At 70.7% G+C, this 15734-nt stretch carries 18 protein-coding genes; 1 reads left to right on the plus strand and 17 read right to left on the minus strand.

Features of this window, described 5'->3' with window-relative positions; translation table 11 throughout:
• From COUCH_RS31235 to COUCH_RS31245, 3 genes are read right to left on the minus strand one after another with little or no spacing between them, the layout of a single operon-like run.
• The gene (locus tag COUCH_RS31235; protein ID WP_249608786.1) at positions 1-447 is read right to left on the minus strand and encodes a MarR family winged helix-turn-helix transcriptional regulator; all 447 of its coding nucleotides are present in this window, start codon (positions 445-447) and stop codon (positions 1-3) included.
• Entirely contained in the window at positions 444-863 is a 420-nt protein-coding gene (locus COUCH_RS31240) for an EVE domain-containing protein (protein ID WP_249608787.1), read from the minus strand. Before COUCH_RS31240 ends, COUCH_RS31235 begins: the two co-directional genes overlap by 4 nt.
• Positions 860-1294, minus strand: coding sequence for an SRPBCC family protein (locus COUCH_RS31245; protein WP_249608788.1), 435 nt, complete (start codon positions 1292-1294; stop codon positions 860-862). Before COUCH_RS31245 ends, COUCH_RS31240 begins: the two co-directional genes overlap by 4 nt.
• A 90-nt stretch (positions 1295-1384) precedes the next feature.
• Between COUCH_RS31245 and COUCH_RS31250 the strand changes: the two genes are divergently transcribed.
• Positions 1385-2170: an SAM-dependent methyltransferase gene (locus COUCH_RS31250; RefSeq protein ID WP_249608789.1), complete on the plus strand. Its 786-nt coding sequence runs from the start codon at positions 1385-1387 to the stop codon at positions 2168-2170.
• A gap of 13 nt (positions 2171-2183) precedes the next feature.
• On the opposite strand, the gene COUCH_RS31255 is transcribed toward COUCH_RS31250, so the two are convergent.
• The 14 genes from COUCH_RS31255 to COUCH_RS31320 all read right to left on the minus strand — a co-directional run bounded on the left by COUCH_RS31255 (position 2184) and on the right by COUCH_RS31320 (position 15618).
• The gene (locus COUCH_RS31255) at positions 2184-4181 is read right to left on the minus strand and encodes a sensor histidine kinase (RefSeq protein WP_249608790.1); all 1998 of its coding nucleotides are present in this window, start codon (positions 4179-4181) and stop codon (positions 2184-2186) included.
• A gap of 75 nt (positions 4182-4256) precedes the next feature.
• On the minus strand, positions 4257-5399 hold the full coding sequence (locus tag COUCH_RS31260; RefSeq protein WP_249608791.1) for a sensor histidine kinase: 1143 nt from the start codon (positions 5397-5399) through the stop codon (positions 4257-4259).
• The gene (locus COUCH_RS31265) at positions 5392-6063 is read right to left on the minus strand and encodes a response regulator transcription factor (RefSeq protein ID WP_249608792.1); all 672 of its coding nucleotides are present in this window, start codon (positions 6061-6063) and stop codon (positions 5392-5394) included. Before COUCH_RS31265 ends, COUCH_RS31260 begins: the two co-directional genes overlap by 8 nt.
• A 1-nt stretch (position 6064) precedes the next feature.
• On the minus strand, positions 6065-6706 hold the full coding sequence (locus tag COUCH_RS31270) for a VanZ family protein (RefSeq protein WP_249608793.1): 642 nt from the start codon (positions 6704-6706) through the stop codon (positions 6065-6067).
• A gap of 5 nt (positions 6707-6711) precedes the next feature.
• On the minus strand, positions 6712-7920 hold the full coding sequence (locus tag COUCH_RS31275) for a serine hydrolase domain-containing protein (protein ID WP_249608794.1): 1209 nt from the start codon (positions 7918-7920) through the stop codon (positions 6712-6714).
• Positions 7921-8066: 146 nt separating this feature from the next.
• Positions 8067-8540, minus strand: coding sequence for an SRPBCC family protein (locus COUCH_RS31280; protein WP_249608795.1), 474 nt, complete (start codon positions 8538-8540; stop codon positions 8067-8069).
• A gap of 31 nt (positions 8541-8571) precedes the next feature.
• A complete protein-coding gene (locus COUCH_RS31285; RefSeq protein WP_249608796.1) occupies positions 8572-10590 on the minus strand; it encodes an ABC transporter permease subunit in 2019 nt (672 codons plus the stop codon).
• Positions 10587-12017 carry an extracellular solute-binding protein gene (locus COUCH_RS31290; protein ID WP_249608797.1) on the minus strand — a complete coding sequence of 477 codons (1431 nt, stop codon included), beginning with the start codon at positions 12015-12017 and terminating at the stop codon, positions 10587-10589. Before COUCH_RS31290 ends, COUCH_RS31285 begins: the two co-directional genes overlap by 4 nt.
• A 252-nt stretch (positions 12018-12269) precedes the next feature.
• A complete protein-coding gene (locus tag COUCH_RS31295) occupies positions 12270-13097 on the minus strand; it encodes an IclR family transcriptional regulator (RefSeq protein ID WP_249608798.1) in 828 nt (275 codons plus the stop codon).
• A 156-nt stretch (positions 13098-13253) separates the two neighbouring features.
• A complete protein-coding gene (locus COUCH_RS31300) occupies positions 13254-13433 on the minus strand; it encodes a hypothetical protein (RefSeq protein WP_249608799.1) in 180 nt (59 codons plus the stop codon).
• 128 nt (positions 13434-13561) lie between these two features.
• Positions 13562-14179 (minus strand): phosphoesterase PA-phosphatase, encoded by a 618-nt coding sequence (locus COUCH_RS31305; protein WP_249608800.1) that lies wholly within the window; start codon positions 14177-14179, stop codon positions 13562-13564.
• 59 nt (positions 14180-14238) lie between these two features.
• Positions 14239-14727 carry a hypothetical protein gene (locus COUCH_RS31310; protein WP_249608801.1) on the minus strand — a complete coding sequence of 163 codons (489 nt, stop codon included), beginning with the start codon at positions 14725-14727 and terminating at the stop codon, positions 14239-14241.
• 130 nt (positions 14728-14857) lie between these two features.
• Positions 14858-15289 (minus strand): hypothetical protein, encoded by a 432-nt coding sequence (locus tag COUCH_RS31315; RefSeq protein WP_249608802.1) that lies wholly within the window; start codon positions 15287-15289, stop codon positions 14858-14860.
• A 119-nt stretch (positions 15290-15408) separates the two neighbouring features.
• Positions 15409-15618, minus strand: a complete 210-nt coding sequence (locus COUCH_RS31320) for a hypothetical protein (RefSeq protein WP_249608803.1) — start codon at positions 15616-15618, stop codon at positions 15409-15411.
• Positions 15619-15734: the final 116 nt, after the last annotated feature.

Genomic DNA, 15734 nt, shown 5'->3' on the forward strand with positions numbered 1-15734 from the left:
TCACTGCCCTCCACGACGCAGTACGCGCAACGCCTTCGTGAACCCGGGCAGGTCGCCGCCGAGGCCTGCGAAGAAGGCGGTGTCGCAGGCCTCCACCGCGATCACGGCCTCGTTGGCGAGGTCGCGCCCCGCCTCGGTGACGGCGACCGCCCGGGCACGCCGGTCGGTCGGGTGCGGCGGGCGGTGCACCAGGCCGCGGCTCTCCAGCGTACGGAGCACCTGCGAGGTCATCATCGGATCGGTGGCGGCCATGTCGGCGAGGGCGCGCTGGGTGACCGCCCCGGACGCCTGCAGGTACGTGAGCGTGGCCAGCAGCACGAACTGCACGTGCGTGATGTCGTACGGCTTCAGCGCCGCCCGCTGCGCGGCCTGCCACCGGTTCGTGACCTGCCACAACAGCAGGCCCGGGCTGTCGTCGGCGCTCTCGTGGCGGGTGGCCAGGCTCACCGCCCCACCCGCTGTCCCGTCATCGCCGCATGAATCCGGCCGAAGTCCTCGACGGTGAGAGGGACCAGGCCGCGGCGCAGCTGGGCGCCCCAGCCGGGCCGGGCGGTGAGTTCCAGGCCCAGCGACCGGATCGGCGTCTCGGTGACGTCCGGGAGGTAGCCGACCCGGCGCCGCCACGGGTGGAAGTCGCCCTCGTGCGCCTGCCAGATCTCGTCGTCGGCGACCACGCCCAGCGCGGTGAACGCCTGCAGCGGTTCACCGTCGCGCAGGCTGGTCCGCGGCGAGTAGTAGACGAGCCAGTCGCCGGCCGCGAGCCGGGCGAGCCCGTCGCGCTTACCGTGGCCGAGCTGGGCGATGCCCCGCTCGGTGCCATGCCGGACGTGATCGCGGCACACCACGCCGAGCCAGTGGTTCATGCCGTCACCCCGGCCGTACGCGCAGCCGCTTCGAGCCGGGCGAGGTCCTCGCCGAGACCCTTCGCGATGCCCCGGCCCAGGACGGCCTTCCAGAAGAAGGAGAGCGGGCCGGTGAGGGTGACCCGAACCGAGACCGTGGTGGCCCCCGCGGCGTCCACGGCGACCAGGTGCTGGAAGGTCAGCCGCGCGCCCAGCAGCAGGGAGACGTCGGTGAACTCCCGGCCCGGGACCAGCGAGGTGACCACGAACCGGGTGACCGGGCCGCCCCTGGGCTTGAGCGCGCCGGTCGCGCCGGTGCGGAACGGGCCGTCGAGGCGTACCCATTCGGTGTCGGTGTTCCAGTCCGGCCAGGTGGCCATGTCGGCCCAGCGGTCGAAGAAGGCCTGGGGCGGGACGTCCGAGGTGAGCTCGGCGGTGGCGATCGTCGTCATGAAGTTAGTATGCGCGCTTACTATCTTCTCCGCAAGCCCCCGTACACTCGTGACACAGTGGACAGTCGGCGAGGGGTGACAGCCAGCGCCATGAGCGACATCGGGATCGACACGACGCGCCCCCACGTGGCGCGGATGTACGACTACTACCTGGGCGGCAAGGACAACTTCGCGGTCGACCGGGAGGCCGTCGCCGCGGTCGAGGCGGCGATGCCGGAGGTACGGCAACTCGCCCGGGAGAACCGTGCGTTCCTGCGGCGGGCCGTCACCTTCATGACCTCCGCCGGGATCCGGCAGTTCATCGACATCGGCGCCGGGCTGCCCACCGCGGGCAACACGCACGAGGTCGCCCAGGCCACCGCACCCGGCGCCCGGGTCGTGTACGTGGACAACGATCCGATCGTGCTGGCACACGGCCGCGCGCTGCTGGCCACCGACGGCGACACCACCGTCGTCACCGCGGACCTGCGGGACCCGGACGACGTCATCGGCCACGACGAGGTCCGCCACCTGATCGACTTCACCCGGCCGGTCGGCGTACTCCTGATCGCGATGACGCATTTCCTCCGCGACGACGAACGCGACCGGGTCATGGGGACGCTGCGCGGGTCACTGGCCCCCGGCAGCTACCTCGCCGCCACCCACGTGACCGGGGACGGCCACTCCCGCGAAGCAGTCGAGGGGGTCGAGGCCGCGTACCGCAAGACCCCGACCCCGATCTACTTCCGCCGGCACGACGAGGTCGCCCGGTTCTTCGACGGCTTCGCGCTCGTGGAGCCGGGGCTGGTCACCGTGGACGAGTGGCGGCCGGACCCCGGCGACCCGGCGCCCGAGCCGACCCGGTGGCTGTACGGCGGCGTCGGCCGCCGGTCCTGAACGACGCCCCGCCTCAGTCCTCCGCGGCGTGGCGGGGCGCGGCGCCGCGGTCGGCGGTGACCCGGGCCCGCTGCCCGGCGATGCCCACCAGCTTGGCCGCGTTGGACCGGCGGGTCAGCGGGACCGGCCTGGCCTCCGGCGGGGAGACGGGCACCGCCAGCTCGCCCGGCACCGTCACCGTCGCGGTGATGCCGCGCTGCGCCGACGGCGTGAGGACGACCCGGATGCCGCGCTGGGCCGCGAGCAGCGCCACCACGACGAGCCCCAGCCGCGAGCTCGTGGCCGGGTCGAACTCCTGCGGCTGGGCCAGCCTGCGGTTGGTCTCCTCCAGGGCGGACGCCGACATCCCCAGGCCCTGGTCCTCGATCTCGACCACGACGCCCTCCGCGCCCCGGTGGCCCGAGACCCGCACGGTGGTGTCCGGCGGGGAGAAGGTGGTGGCGTTCTCCAGCAGTTCGGCGAGCAGGTGGCCGATGTCGGCGACGGCCCGCTCCGGCACCTCGGCGTCCGGCACCACCCCGATCCGGATGCGCTCGGCGTGCTCGACCTGGCCGGCGGCCCGGGAGACGATCGCGGACAGCGACTCCGGGCCCAGCCCACGCCGGCTCCGGGCCGAGCCGGAGAGAATCACCAGGTGCTCGGCCTGCCGGCGCATCTGCACGGCGAGCTGCTCGGCGCGGTCACCGGCGGCGTCCACCGCGGACACCTGGGCGAGGGCCTCGAGCTGACGGTCGATCAGCGTCTGGTTGCGCCGCGCCACGTTCACGAGGACGCGGTTCATGTCGTACCGCATGGCGGCCTCGCCGGCGGCGGAGTCGACCGCGCTGCGCTGCACTTCGCTCAGCGCCGCACCGACGTCGGCTATCTCGTCATCGCCGAGCGAGAGCCGCAACCTGTTGCTCTCCACGTCGATCTGCTCCCCGGCCCGCAGCCGCGCGACCATCTCGGGCAGCCGCCGGTGCGCGAGGTCGTTCGCCGCCGTACGCAGCACGGACAGCCGCCGCACCACGGAGCCACCGATGCGGACCGACAGGAACAGCGAGATGAGGATTGCGATCAGGCCCAGGCCGCCGGAGATGCCGAACCGCCACAGGACCCGGTCGCGTGCCGCGCTCGCGAAGCCCACGGCCTTGTCGTAGCCCGTACCGAGGAAGTCGTAGAGCTGCCGTACGGCCGGGGTGAAGGTGGCCTTCCAGACCTCACGCGTCAGCGGTACGGCGTCCCCCGCTCCCCCGGTGCCGAGCAACTGGTCCTCGGCGGCCCGCAGCGCGGCGAAGGCCGGCCCGCTCAGCATGCTCTTGAAGGTGGCCTGGTCCGGGGCCGGCAGCGTGGAGCCGGCGGTGGGGATCTGGAACCGCAACGCCCCGACGATCTCGGTCAGCTGCCGGTACTCCCCGTCGCCGAAGCGCCCGGCCGTCGTCACGCCGGTCAGCAGCGCGTCCTCCTGGTGCAGCAGCTCGCCGGCCCGGCGCAGGCCGATCGAGGTCCGCATGACCCGTTCCACCAGCGGATCGCTGGACGCCGCGGTGGCCGTCGAGACGCTGAAGGCGTAGCTGATGACGCTGCTGTACCCGCTCAGCACGGCGGCCGGCGTGACGCTCCGGGCGTCGACCTGGGTCCGGAGCAGCGCGAGGGAGTCGAACGCCGCGCCCATGTCCGCGATCCGGGACCGGAGGATCTCGGCGGAGATGCCCCTGCCCCGATACAGCTTGGCGTGCTCACGGAACCCGGCGACGGACGCGTCGGTCGCCGCACGCTGGGACCCTGCTGAGGCATTCCCACCCGGCGCCGCGAGCACCTCGATGGACGCGCTGCGCTCGGCCTGCAGCGCCGCCACCAGCTGGTCGCACGGGATGCTCACGTTCTCCCGGGTGTTGCGGCTGTCCCGCAACCCCGCCGCGGCATCGAAAGAGTCCTGCACGTCCAGCGCCCACAACGCGATCAGCGCCACCACCGGCAGCAGCAGCGCCAGCATGATCTTCGAGCGAATGGACCGTGGTTTGCTCCGCATGAGATGTCAGCCCCTCCGGACCCTCCAAGGTGATCCGGCATTATGTACTCGCGCGGCCCTGAAACGGCTCAGCTTTCAACGATGTGTGTCTGAAGAACGACACGGAAGGGCCTCCGGGGCAGCGCACCGCAGCCGCACCGTGACCACAAGGCCACCGGGGGTGCCGGGAGCCAGGTCGAGCGTTCCGTAGTGGGCGCGGACGATGCTGCGCACGATGGCCAGACCGAGACCGGCCCCGGCGTGCTCGTCGGTGCGTACGCGCTCCGCCCCGCGCTGAAAGGGTTCGGTGAGCGTCGGCACCACGGCCGGGGCGAGCGGGCGGCCCGTGTTCTCCACCCGCAGCACGCTCGTGTCGCCGTACGCCCCGGTGTGCACGTGCACGCTGCCGCCGCTCGGGAGGTTGTGGACGACGGCGTTCTGGACGAGGTTCATGACCATGCGCAGCAGCAGCTCGGCGGAGCCGCTCACCGGAGCCGTACCCCCGGAGACGTCCAGCGTGATCCGGCGCTGTTCGGCGAGGGGCAGCAGCGTCTCGGCGGCCTCCTCGGCGAGCAGCGAAAGGTCCACGCGCTCGCGGGCGAAGTCCCCGCGGTCGCCTCGGCTGAGCACGAGCAGCGCCTCGGTGAGGTCGATCGCGCGGGTGTTCATGGCGTACAGGCGCTCGATCAGTTCGTCGCGGTCCAGCGTGGGATCCCTGCGGGCGACCTCGAGGAGCGTGCGCGAGACGGCCAGCGGCGTACGCAGCTCGTGCGACGCGTTCGCGGCGAACCTCTGCTGCTCGGCGACGTGCGCCTCGAGCCGTTCGAGCATCGAGTCGAACGCGTCGGAGAGCTCACGGAACTCGTCCCCCCGGCCCGCCAGCCGGATCCGGTGGGACAGCGACCCGTCCGCGGCCAGCCGGGTGGCCCGGGTGATGCGGCTCAGCGGCGCGAGCATCCGGCCGGCCAGAACCCATCCCCCGGCCAGGCCGAACAGGAGCAGGAAGGCCAGCACCACGGCCGCCCTCGGGGCGAAGGCGCGCAGCAGGTCCGAACGGTCGGGCACGAACCTGAGGGGCACGGCGAACTCGGGCGGCCGCGGGTTCTCGACCACCTCGGGTACGTAGCGCAGCAGGAAAACCCACACCGTGGCCAGGATCAGGCCCCCGGCCAGCATGACGAACCCGGCGTAGCTCAGCGTCAGCTTGAGCCGGGCGCTGAGACCGGGCGCCCTAGTCACCGTCCGCCCCCTCGATGCGGTAGCCGACGCCGGGCACCGTGGCGATGATCCATGGTTCGCCGAGCCGTTTGCGCAGCGCGGAGACGGTGATGCGGACCGCGTTGGTGAACGGGTTGGCGTTCTCGTCCCACGCCCGTTCGAGCAGCTCCTCGGCGCTCACGACGCCACCCTCGGCCGCCGCGAGCACCTCCAGCACGGCGAACTGCTTGCGGGTGAGCGGAACGTACCGTCCGTCGCGGAAGACCTGCCGGCGGAAGGGATCGAGGCGCAGACCCGCGATCTCGCGGACCGGGGGCCGGGCGTACGCGCGCCGGCGGTCGAGCGCCCGCAGCCGCAGGACGAGCTCCCGCAGCTCGAACGGCTTGGTGAGGTAGTCGTCGGCGCCCAGCTCGAACCCGGACGCCTTGTCGTCGATGCGGTCGGCGGCGGTGAGCATGAGGATCGGGATGCCGCTGCCGGACGCGACGATGCGCCGCGCCACCTCGTCCCCGGAGGGACCCGGTATGTCCCGGTCGAGGATGGCGAGGTCGTAGGAGTTGACGCTGAGCAGGTCCAGCGCCGTCCCGCCGTCCCCGGCGACGTCGGCGGCGATCGCCTCCAGCCGCAGCCCGTCCCGCACGGCCTCGGCCAGGTACGGCTCGTCCTCCACGATCAGGACCCGCACCTCAGCCCGCCACCCGCTCGGTGCAGCGCCCGGCCTCCGCGCCGCTCCGCCACCACCTGCGCGACGCCAGCCCGGCCAGCACGGCGCCGGCGGCGTTGACCAGGACGTCGTCCACCGAGGACACCCGGTCGAGCCGCAGCACGTACTGCGCGACCTCGACCAGGGCCGAGCAGCCCGCCCCGAGCGCCAGGACCCGCGGCACGGACGCCAGCACGGCGAACCGCATCGGGGCGAAAAGGCCCAGCGCCGCGAAGATCAGCAGGTTGCCGGCGATGCCGAGCGGCCCCATCGTGGCGAGATCCCGCAACGGCACCAGGCTCACCCGGCCGGGCACGATCCCGGCGCCCGGCCCCGGCATCATGGTGATCCACACGAACGGCACCGTCCCGTACACCATGCCCACCTCCGCCAGCGACAGCCGCCACGCCGGCCCGGCCCCGGCGGCACGCCGCCACCGGGCCAGGGCCCACGCCACCAGGCCGGCGCCCGGCAGGCCGGCCAGCATCATGAGCAGCACACCGTTCTCGGTGTCGTAACAGCCGTGCCACCGCCCGGCCAGGCACTGCGGCGCGGCCATCATGAGCGGCCGCCGCAGAACGTACGCGATCCCCGCGATGCAGACCACCACCAGAACCGCCCGCACCCACCTCACCCGCCGGCCCCGCCCTCGGGCACGACCCCCGTGACGGCCGCCGTCTCCCGGGCGATCATCTCCTCCAGCGGCGCGCCGTCACAGTTACCGAGAATGACACCGACCCAGCCGGTATCCGGGTAGATGCTCCAATTCGCGCCGACCCCGGGATTCCCCCCGGCCCGCTGAAAAGCCCACTGACCGCCGACGATGTCGATCGCGACCCCGTACGCCCCGAACGACGCCGGACCGTGCGGCAGCTTGGCGCCGGTCAGCACATCGGCCCACGGCCGGTCGAGCAGGGTGCCGTCGCGCAACGCGTACGCGAACCGGACAAGGTCCGGAGCGGTGGCGAAACCCCCGTCGCCGGGGGCATCGATGAAGGCCCGCGCCGGATTCCTGCCGGCCAGATACGGGTACGCGCTCCCCGCGTCCAAGTGCCGCACGGCATCCACCACGCTCCCACCGGCCACCTCCATGTACGGGTGCGCGACGTGCCCGTCGGTGAGCCACCGAGGCCGGGTGAAGAAGCCGGAGCCGGTCATCCCGCACCGCCGGAAGACGTGCTGCTCGACGTAGTCCCAGTACGTCGTACCGGCCACGGCCTCCACGACCAGGGCGGGAAGAAGAACCTCGGGTTCGGCGTGGGTGGTGCTGGGAAGCCCCGGAACATCCACCAGAGTCGACTGTTCAGCGCGGTGAACGTAATACGCATGCACCTCTGCCCTGCTCCGGAAGACCCGTTCGACGTCCTCCTCCGGGCCGGCCAGCCCGGAGGCGCCGGAGAGCAGATGATGAACACTCACCCGCTCGGCGATCTCCTTGTCCAGCCCCCGCAGATACTTGCCCACCGGATCGGACAACTGCAGCTTGCCCCGCTGCGCCAGCTGAAGAATGGCCACGGCGTGGAACGGCTTCCCGGCGGAACTGAGGCTGAACGCTGTGCCCTCGTGGTTACGGATCCCGCGCTCCCGGTCGGCCATGCCGTAACTGCGGGACAGGACGGTCCGGCCCCGGTGCGACAGCAGAACCACACCGGAGAACCTGCCGTCGGCGGCGAGCTTCGCCACGTACCGGTCGTACGCCCCGCCGGGCCGGGCATCGGGTGGGATCGAGGAACGCGCACCGGCAGCGGGAGCGCCCACCAGCGGCACGCCGGCCGCAGCCGCCCCGCTCCAGGCGAGCACCCGGCGGCGTGCTATGCCCCGTACGGAATCTAAAGCCATCGTCTCGGCCCCTCCCAGTCGACAGACCCCAACTGAAACCGAACCGATGTTGCGACGACGTATGCGTTTTCCAATACACGCGCAATACCCACCAACCGGCCTGCGCCCCGGCCGGTAGGGTCGTTGCCGATTGTCGGCGGAACCCGTCAGCGGGCCTGCCGCTCCACGTCCTTGGCCATCGCCCGCAGGGTCGCCCCGAAGCCGACACGACCGGCAAGCGACAACACCGGCCCCACCATCCGCGTAACGCGATGAGGAGTCACCGTCACGTCCTCGTGCCAGTCCACCCGGCTCCGGCCACCCGCCAGCGGCACCACCGAGAAGCCGGCCCGGCCCAGCACCACCCTCCCCCGCTTGACCACCTCGCAGCGCCCGGGGCCATCGTCGGGGGCGTTCCCGCCCGGCGGCTGCCAGAGCTCCACCGTCATCGGGTCGTCGAACGCGAGCGGCCCGATTCCGGTCCGGGCGACGAAGCCGGCGCCCACGCCGTCGGGCCGGGGTGTCGTCACCCGTACGCGGGTGAGCGGCGCCCAGTCGCCGTGCCGGGGCCAGTCGACCATCGTGGCCCAGACCGTGGTGGCGGGCGCAGCCACCTGTTGTGGGACGGTGAACCGGGCCATGTGCTCCAAGATAGCCCGGTGAAACCTATGGTCAGCCCTTCACCGCCCCCGCCGTCAGCCCTTCCGTGAGGAACCGCTGCCCGAAGGCGTACATGATCACCACCGGGATGCTCACCAGCAACGATGCCGCCGCCAGCTGCCCCTGCGGCACCACGTCCCCGGCGATCATCGACTGCATGCCGACCGGGAGCGTCTTGTACTCGTCCTTGGTGATGAACACGAACGCGAAGAGGAACTCGTTCCAGGCGTTGGTCAGGGTGAACAGCGCGACCGCCAGCACTCCCGGCTTGGCCAGCGGCAGCACCACCCGCCCGAACGCCTGGACGCGCGAGCAGCCGTCGACCAGCGCGGCCTCCTCGAGCTCGGCCGGGATGGAGGAGAAATATCCCGCCAGCAGCCAGGTCGCGAACGGCAGCGTGAAGGTCGGGTACGTCAGCACCAGCGACCACAGCGAGTCGGTGAGCCGTACGCCGATGAGCAGCTGGTAGAGCGGGATGAACAAGAGCGCGCCGGGCATCACGTACGTCAGCAGCACCGTGACGGTGAAGCCCTGCGCGCCGCGGAAGCGCAGGCGGGCCAGCGCATAGCCGGCCAGGACCGCGCAGATGAGGGCCACCACCGTCGACGCGCCGGAGACCAGCAGGGTGTTGGCGTACCAGCGGGCGAACGGCTGGTTGGTGAACAGCGCGGTGAACTGCTCGAGGGTCCACGGCGTCGGCCACAGGTCGTGGGTGCGCGTGACGACCTGGCCCTCGGACTTGAAGGCCGTGACGGCGATCCAGTACAGCGGGGCCAGCACGAAGCCGAGCAGCCCCGCCATCGCCACCCAGGATCCCGTACGCGACACCACGGTCGACGTACGGCGACCGCCGCGGGCCTGGAGCGTCGAGACCACCCGGCCCACCATGGCCGCGATCAGCAGGATCACGCCGAGGACGACCACCGCCTTCCAGAAGATCTGCGGCGACGCCCAGGCCAGCAGGCCGGTGAACACCGCCGCGAGGATCCAGGGCAGCGCCGTGCGGATGGTGCCGGGCCGGCCGTCGCTGCGGCGCCCCCGGAGCGGCCCGGTGCCGGAGTCGCGGCGCAGCAACCGGACCAGGAAGAAGACCAGCGCGCCGATGACCGGCAGCATGACGAGCGTGACCGCCGCTCCCGCGCCGTACTGCAGCTGCAAAATCGCTTTCGAGTACGCGACCAGCACGTACGGTGCGGTCACGTTGCCCGGACCGCCCTGGGTGAGCAGCCAGATGAGGTCGAAGTTGTTGAACGTCCAGATCGACGACAGGGTCACCGTGACGGTCATGACGTGCCGCAGTCCGGGCAGCGTCACGTGGGCGAAACGCTGCCAGGCGGAGGCGCCGTCGATGGTCGCCGCCTCGTACTGGTCCGCCGGGATGGCCTTCAGGCCCGCGAGGAAGCAGACGGTGAAGAACGGCACGCCCTTCCACACGTTGACCAGGATCACGGACGGCATCGCCAGCGACGGGTCGGACAGCCAGCCCGCCGGCCAGCTGTCGACGAGGTGCGCGTCGGCCAGCAGCGGGCCGATCCCCGAGCTGGTGAGCAGGGTGTTGACGCTGCCGAAGATCGGGTCGAGCAACGTACGCCAGCTGAACGCCGTCACCACCGTCGGCACCACCCACGGCACCAGCAGCAGCCCGGTGAGCACGGCGCGGCCGCGGCGCCGGTGATGCAGCAGCAGGGCCGCGGCGAGACCCAGGACAACCTTGAAGATCTCGGCGTACGCGGTGAAGACGAAGGAGTTCACGACGCCGGCGTGGAACTGCTCGTCGCCGGCGAGGGCGAGGTAGTTGTCCAGGCCGACGAAGACGTCGTCCTGCCCGTGCCGTTCGGTGGTGCTGGTGATCATCGACCGGGCGATGGGCAGGAGCACGAGCACGCCGACCAGGACGGCCGTCGGCGCCAGGAACAGCGCTGCGAGGCGCCAGTCCCGGCCCAGCCACCGCTGGGTCCTGGTGAGCGAGCCGGGCCCCGGCGGCGAGGGTGCCCGCCTGACCGGGGCCGGCGCTTGGCGCACCGTGCTCACTGGGGCAGCCCTTGCTGGTTGAAGATCTGCACCATCTTCGCGTGGGCGGCGGTCACCGCCTGCGCGGGAGCCGTGCCCTGAACGACCTGCTGCATCATGTCGGTCAGGACGTACGCCGCGACGACGGCCTGCTGGCCGGCGCTGGCCTTCTGCGGGAAGGCGAGACCGTTCTTCGTCTTCAGCGGCAGCGGCTGCTGGGACATCGTGCGCAGCAGCGGGAACGACGGGTCGCCGCCGGTGAAGTACGGGTCGGCGTCCCACACCTTGTCCCAGGCGGGCATCACCAGGCCGGGCGCCTCCTTTGCGACCCCGACCAGGGCGGGCCCGCTGACCAGGTACTGCGCGAGGAGCTTGGCGAGCGCCGCGTTCTTGGCCCCCTTGAAGACGACGAACCCCTGGGACTGGCCGAGCAGCAGGGACTTGTCGGTCGCCGGCCCGATGCAGTCCGAGAAGACGTGCGTGTTGGCGTACACCGGATTCTTCTTGGTCTTGGAATCCGCATAGACGCTGAAGCTGTTGCGGGTGTAGCCGAGGATGCCGGCGAGCCAGTTCTCGTTGTTGCTGGTGTCGGTCCAGCTGGCCACGCCCGGCGGCAGCATCGGCTTGTACTTGGGGTTGGTGTAGATGTCGCCCAGGAACGTCACGGCCTGCACCGTCTCGGGCGAGTTGAACGTGACCTTCCTGCCGTCGTTGGAGGCGATCGATCCGCCGTACGCGTTGATCAGCGCCTCGATCACGCCGTTGCCGTCGCCGGACCGGTTCATCGTCAGGCCCCACCCGAACCGGCGCTTGCCCGGATCCGAGATGGCGAGGCACACGTCGCGCAGTTCCTCCCAGCTGTAGACGTCCTTGGGGGCGATGCCCTTCTCCTGCATCCAGTCCTTGCGCAGGAACGACCCGATACCGATGAAGTGGTACGGGATGGCGTACCACTTGCCGTCGAAGACGCAGAAGTTCTTGGCCTCCGCGCAGGGCTCGCCGTACTTGGCGGTCAGCGCCTCGACGACGTCCGTCACGTCCTCCAGGTCGCCCAGGGCGTGGAACTGCGCGATGAACCGGGAGTCCGTCATGAACGCCAGGTCGCGCGCCACCCCGCCCTTCACCTCGGCGTCGATCTTGGCGACGACGTCGCCGGCGTCGGCCTGCACCAGGCTGTTCTCGATCTTCGTACCGGTGGAGTCGGCGAACTTGCGGATCGACTTGTCGAGCGCATCGTTCGCCGTGGTCGAGTACAGCTTCTGCGACAGCACACCCATCGTGGAGCCCTTGAGCGACGCCGCGCTGTCGAGCAGTTCCTTCGGCACGTCCGGCTGCACACTGGCCGACGAGCCGGAGCTGTCCCCGCACGCGGCCAGGCCGGCCGCGCCGAGCACGCCCGCTCCCATCCCCAGAAAATTGCGCCGCGACCACAACTGCCTGTCCTGCATGGACATTCGCCTCCCTCGTATCCCCTGAGCGCTGCACTCCTGCGTGTCTCGACGGCAGCGGCCATGGACGCCGCCGGCTCGGCACTTGTGATGCGATCGGCGACGGGCTGAGGAAGCGACGCTGACGGTCCTATGGCGTTCGAGATTTCGAACGATGGTTCGAGATATCGTATGGAGTGGTCGCGACGCTAGAGGACACCCACAGGGGTGTCAATGTTTCGATACGGTTTCTGGCCCGAAGCGGCAAGCGGCCTAACGAACGCGGCCCGAGTAGCCCATGCGCGCGGACAGCGTGGCAGCGCCCTCGCGCACCAGATCGGCCCACTCCACGTGCGCCTGCGGCGTCCACCGGATGATCGGCGCCGAAACGCTCATCGCGGCGATGACGACGCCCGAATGGTCCCGTACCGCCGCAGCGACGCACCGCATCGCGCCGTCGGACTCCCCGCTGTCGACTGCGAGGCCCTCGGCCCGTACGCGATCCAGGTGCTCGCGCAGAAGGTCGGGGTCGGTGATGCTGTCCGGTGTCATGCCCGGCAGGTCACCCTTCGCCAGCACGGCGTCCAGCGCCACCGGATCGAGACCCGACAGCAGGACCTTGCCCACCGCCGTACAGTTCGCCGGCAGCCGCCGCCCCACCGCGGAGACCATCCGGACGGGGTGGGTGCTGTCGACCTTGACGAGGTAGATGACATCGGCACCGTCGAGCACGGCGACATGGACGGCCTCATTGCACGCGGCGGCCAGATCGCGCGTGACGCCCTGCGCCTCGCGCACCAGATCCAGCTGTCCGGCGAAGGCCGCGCCGAGCTGGAACAGCGGCATCCCGAGCCGGTACTGGACCGGCTGGCCGGGCACGGAGATCAGGTACGCCCGCTCCACCAGCGTGACGAGCAGCTCATGAACAGTGGTACGCGGCAGATCGAGCCGCTCCATCACCTCGCGCGCCGACAGCTGCGGCCGCTCCAGGAAGAGCTCGAGGATGTCGAGCGCACGGCTGACCGCCGGTACCACACGAGGCATGGTGAGGATCCCTTCGCAATACCTGAGAAGGGTAACTGCGTCCGATCCTTGCGCCACGTACCGGCCTCGTCGCAACCAGCGACAGCCGCCAACATTGACGCCTCCGCGACCGCCATTCAATGATCCAGCCCGGCGTTCACGGCATTCGTGATGCTCCAGATCGCCTCCGGCTATGCGGTGGGAATCCTGGAGTCGGTGCTCAACGCGTACCTGTCAGACCTGCCCGGCGCCACCACCCTGCTGAACCGGCGGCACGGCTTCTTCGGAATCGGGGCGCTGCTCGGACTGCCGGTCGCCACCGGGATCATCGCCGCCGCCGCCTGGCCGGCGGCCATGCTGCTGGATGCGGTGGCCATCCCACTCACGGCCGGCTACCTCGTCGAGGCGCGGCAACAGACCGAAACCTTTGCCGGGTACGCGGTCAGCGGTTACTGGCTCGGGTTGGCCGCGGGCCGGTTTCTGCTGAGTCCGATCGTCGCGCGGCTCGGGTTCACCGCGGTCGGCTTGATGCAACCCGGCTGTCAGAAACCTCGGAACAGGACGAACACCACCACCATCGCCAGCCCCACCGCGGCACCGGCGACGACCTGGGCGCCTGTGTGGTCGGTGAGGCGCACCCGCGACCAGGCGACCAACGCGACCAGCGGCAGCAACGCCCACAGCACGCGACCGTGGACGACCGCCAGAATGCCTGTCGTCATCATGGCCACCATCGCGTGGACCGAGATCTTCCAGAAGCTGCTGACCACGATGAGCACCGCGGCATCCGCCAGAATCACGCCGACGACCGCCACCAGATCACGCGGCGCGCCGCCCACCAGCAGCCCCACCAGCCCGGCCACGACGCTGACCAGGCCCACGACGAACGGCAGCAGCCGGTGCTCGCGAACACCGACGTGCATGTCGGTGAGGGTCCGTCGCCGTACGCGGGCGAAGATGTAGCCGAGAGGGACCACGCTGACGAACACGACGGCGAGCAGACCCCAGCCCAGGCCCGGCCAGGCACCGACGGCGTGCACGGGAACAACCACCAGCAGCACGCTCAGCAGCGCCCCCGGCGACAACACATCGGTGATCAGCTTGGCAGCCCGCCGCGACCGGCCGCGCTCATCGGGCGCCGCGCCGGCGGTAGTCATCATGGTGATGAGCCCTCCTCCGACACAACCGCGACACCCGGCGCCACCCCGGCCCGATCGGCCTAGAGACGGTCTGCCAGGGCGACGGTGAAGGCTTTGACCTGGTCCGGCGTACTGGTCCGGTCGGGCTGGACCGTAATCGTCACCACCAGATTGCTGACCCGCACATAAAAGTCACGATCCTGGACGTACGCGTCGTCGCCGACGCCGGCCAGCGGGGTCATACCCGGCCGGGAACCGATGTCGCTCATCAACTGCTTCGCCCCGGCGATGTCGCGCACCGGCTCACTGAAGCTCACGGTGATCTTGGGCGCGTCGGTGTACTGCGGGTGGCCCTCCGGCAGCCGGAGATCACAGATCCCCGGCTTACCGGCCGGCCGCAGCTCGTACGGCACGCCCAGCTCGTCGACCACCGGCTCGATCTTGGGGCACGCGCGCGGGGCCATGTCGTAGCGGCCCTCCTTCTGCGTCACCACGTACCAGACCCCGACACCGGCCGCGATCAGCAGGACGGGCGCGAGGACGAGAATGACAAAGGCACGCAGGCGCATGGCCGCCGATCCTAGATCAGGCGGCCGAGAGGTTCGGGGTGAGCAGCCGCCCGGTCTCGCCATGTCGTCGAGCCGCCGACCGACGCTGTTGCCCACCCCCTGCGAGGCGGGCAACGGCGTCAGCGTCCGGTCAGGGCTTGTAGTACGACTGGGAGGTGAGGTCGTATTCCTTGTCGTTCATCCAGACCGTCACGTAGTTCGCGCCGCCGGGGACGTCCGCCGGGGCCGTGAAGTCAACTGCGTAGCTCCTCGTCACCGAGGCGTCGTTGCAGGCCCAGGAGCTCGACATCTGGCCGAGGTAGGAGCCCCCGCCATCGGCGGTGACGGTGGCTGTGGTGGCGCCCACCTTCCGGCAGTTGCCCGCCGTGACCCGCAGAGTGCCCTCGACGCGGACGCTACGGTTCTGCCACTGGGCAGTGCCCGAGAAGGTCGAGTTGCCATAGGCAAGGCTGACCGCGGTCGTGGGATACGCCGCCTGGGCCGGGCCGGCGACGCCGGCCAGAGCCGCGGTCGCCCCGATCACCAGAAGGGCCCCGGCGCTGACTTTGTGGTTGATGGCCAACGGAATATCTCCTCGCAACGTCCATTGAGGAGGCGAGGGTAGCAATAGACCATCCTCATGCTGCGCAGCGGCGATCCGTGCAAAGCCACGTCCCTTCGGCCCACCTGCCGGCGTCGTGCCTACATCAGCGTGACTTCGACGGTGAAGCCGCGGGCCATCACCTTCTCGAGATGCGCGGCGTGCGCACCGAGGTACTGGATATCGCCGCTGCTCCCCTCGGTGATCACGCCGATCACCACGTAGTCTTCCGCACCTGCCGTGTCGTCCCCGCAAATGCAACACCGGATCCGCCGCGACACCGGACCGGTCCACTCGGCACCGTAGGTCATTCGCGGCCCTCAAATTGAAAGCCGGACGCCATCCCGGCGCAGCACCGCATCCGCGCTGTCACCGGGCCGGTCCACTCCCGCTGCTCTGAGCTCATCACTCCCACCTTCGCCGCTTG

It is taken from the genome of Couchioplanes caeruleus, from assembly GCF_023499255.1.
GTDB lineage: Bacteria > Actinomycetota > Actinomycetes > Mycobacteriales > Micromonosporaceae > Actinoplanes > Actinoplanes caeruleus_A.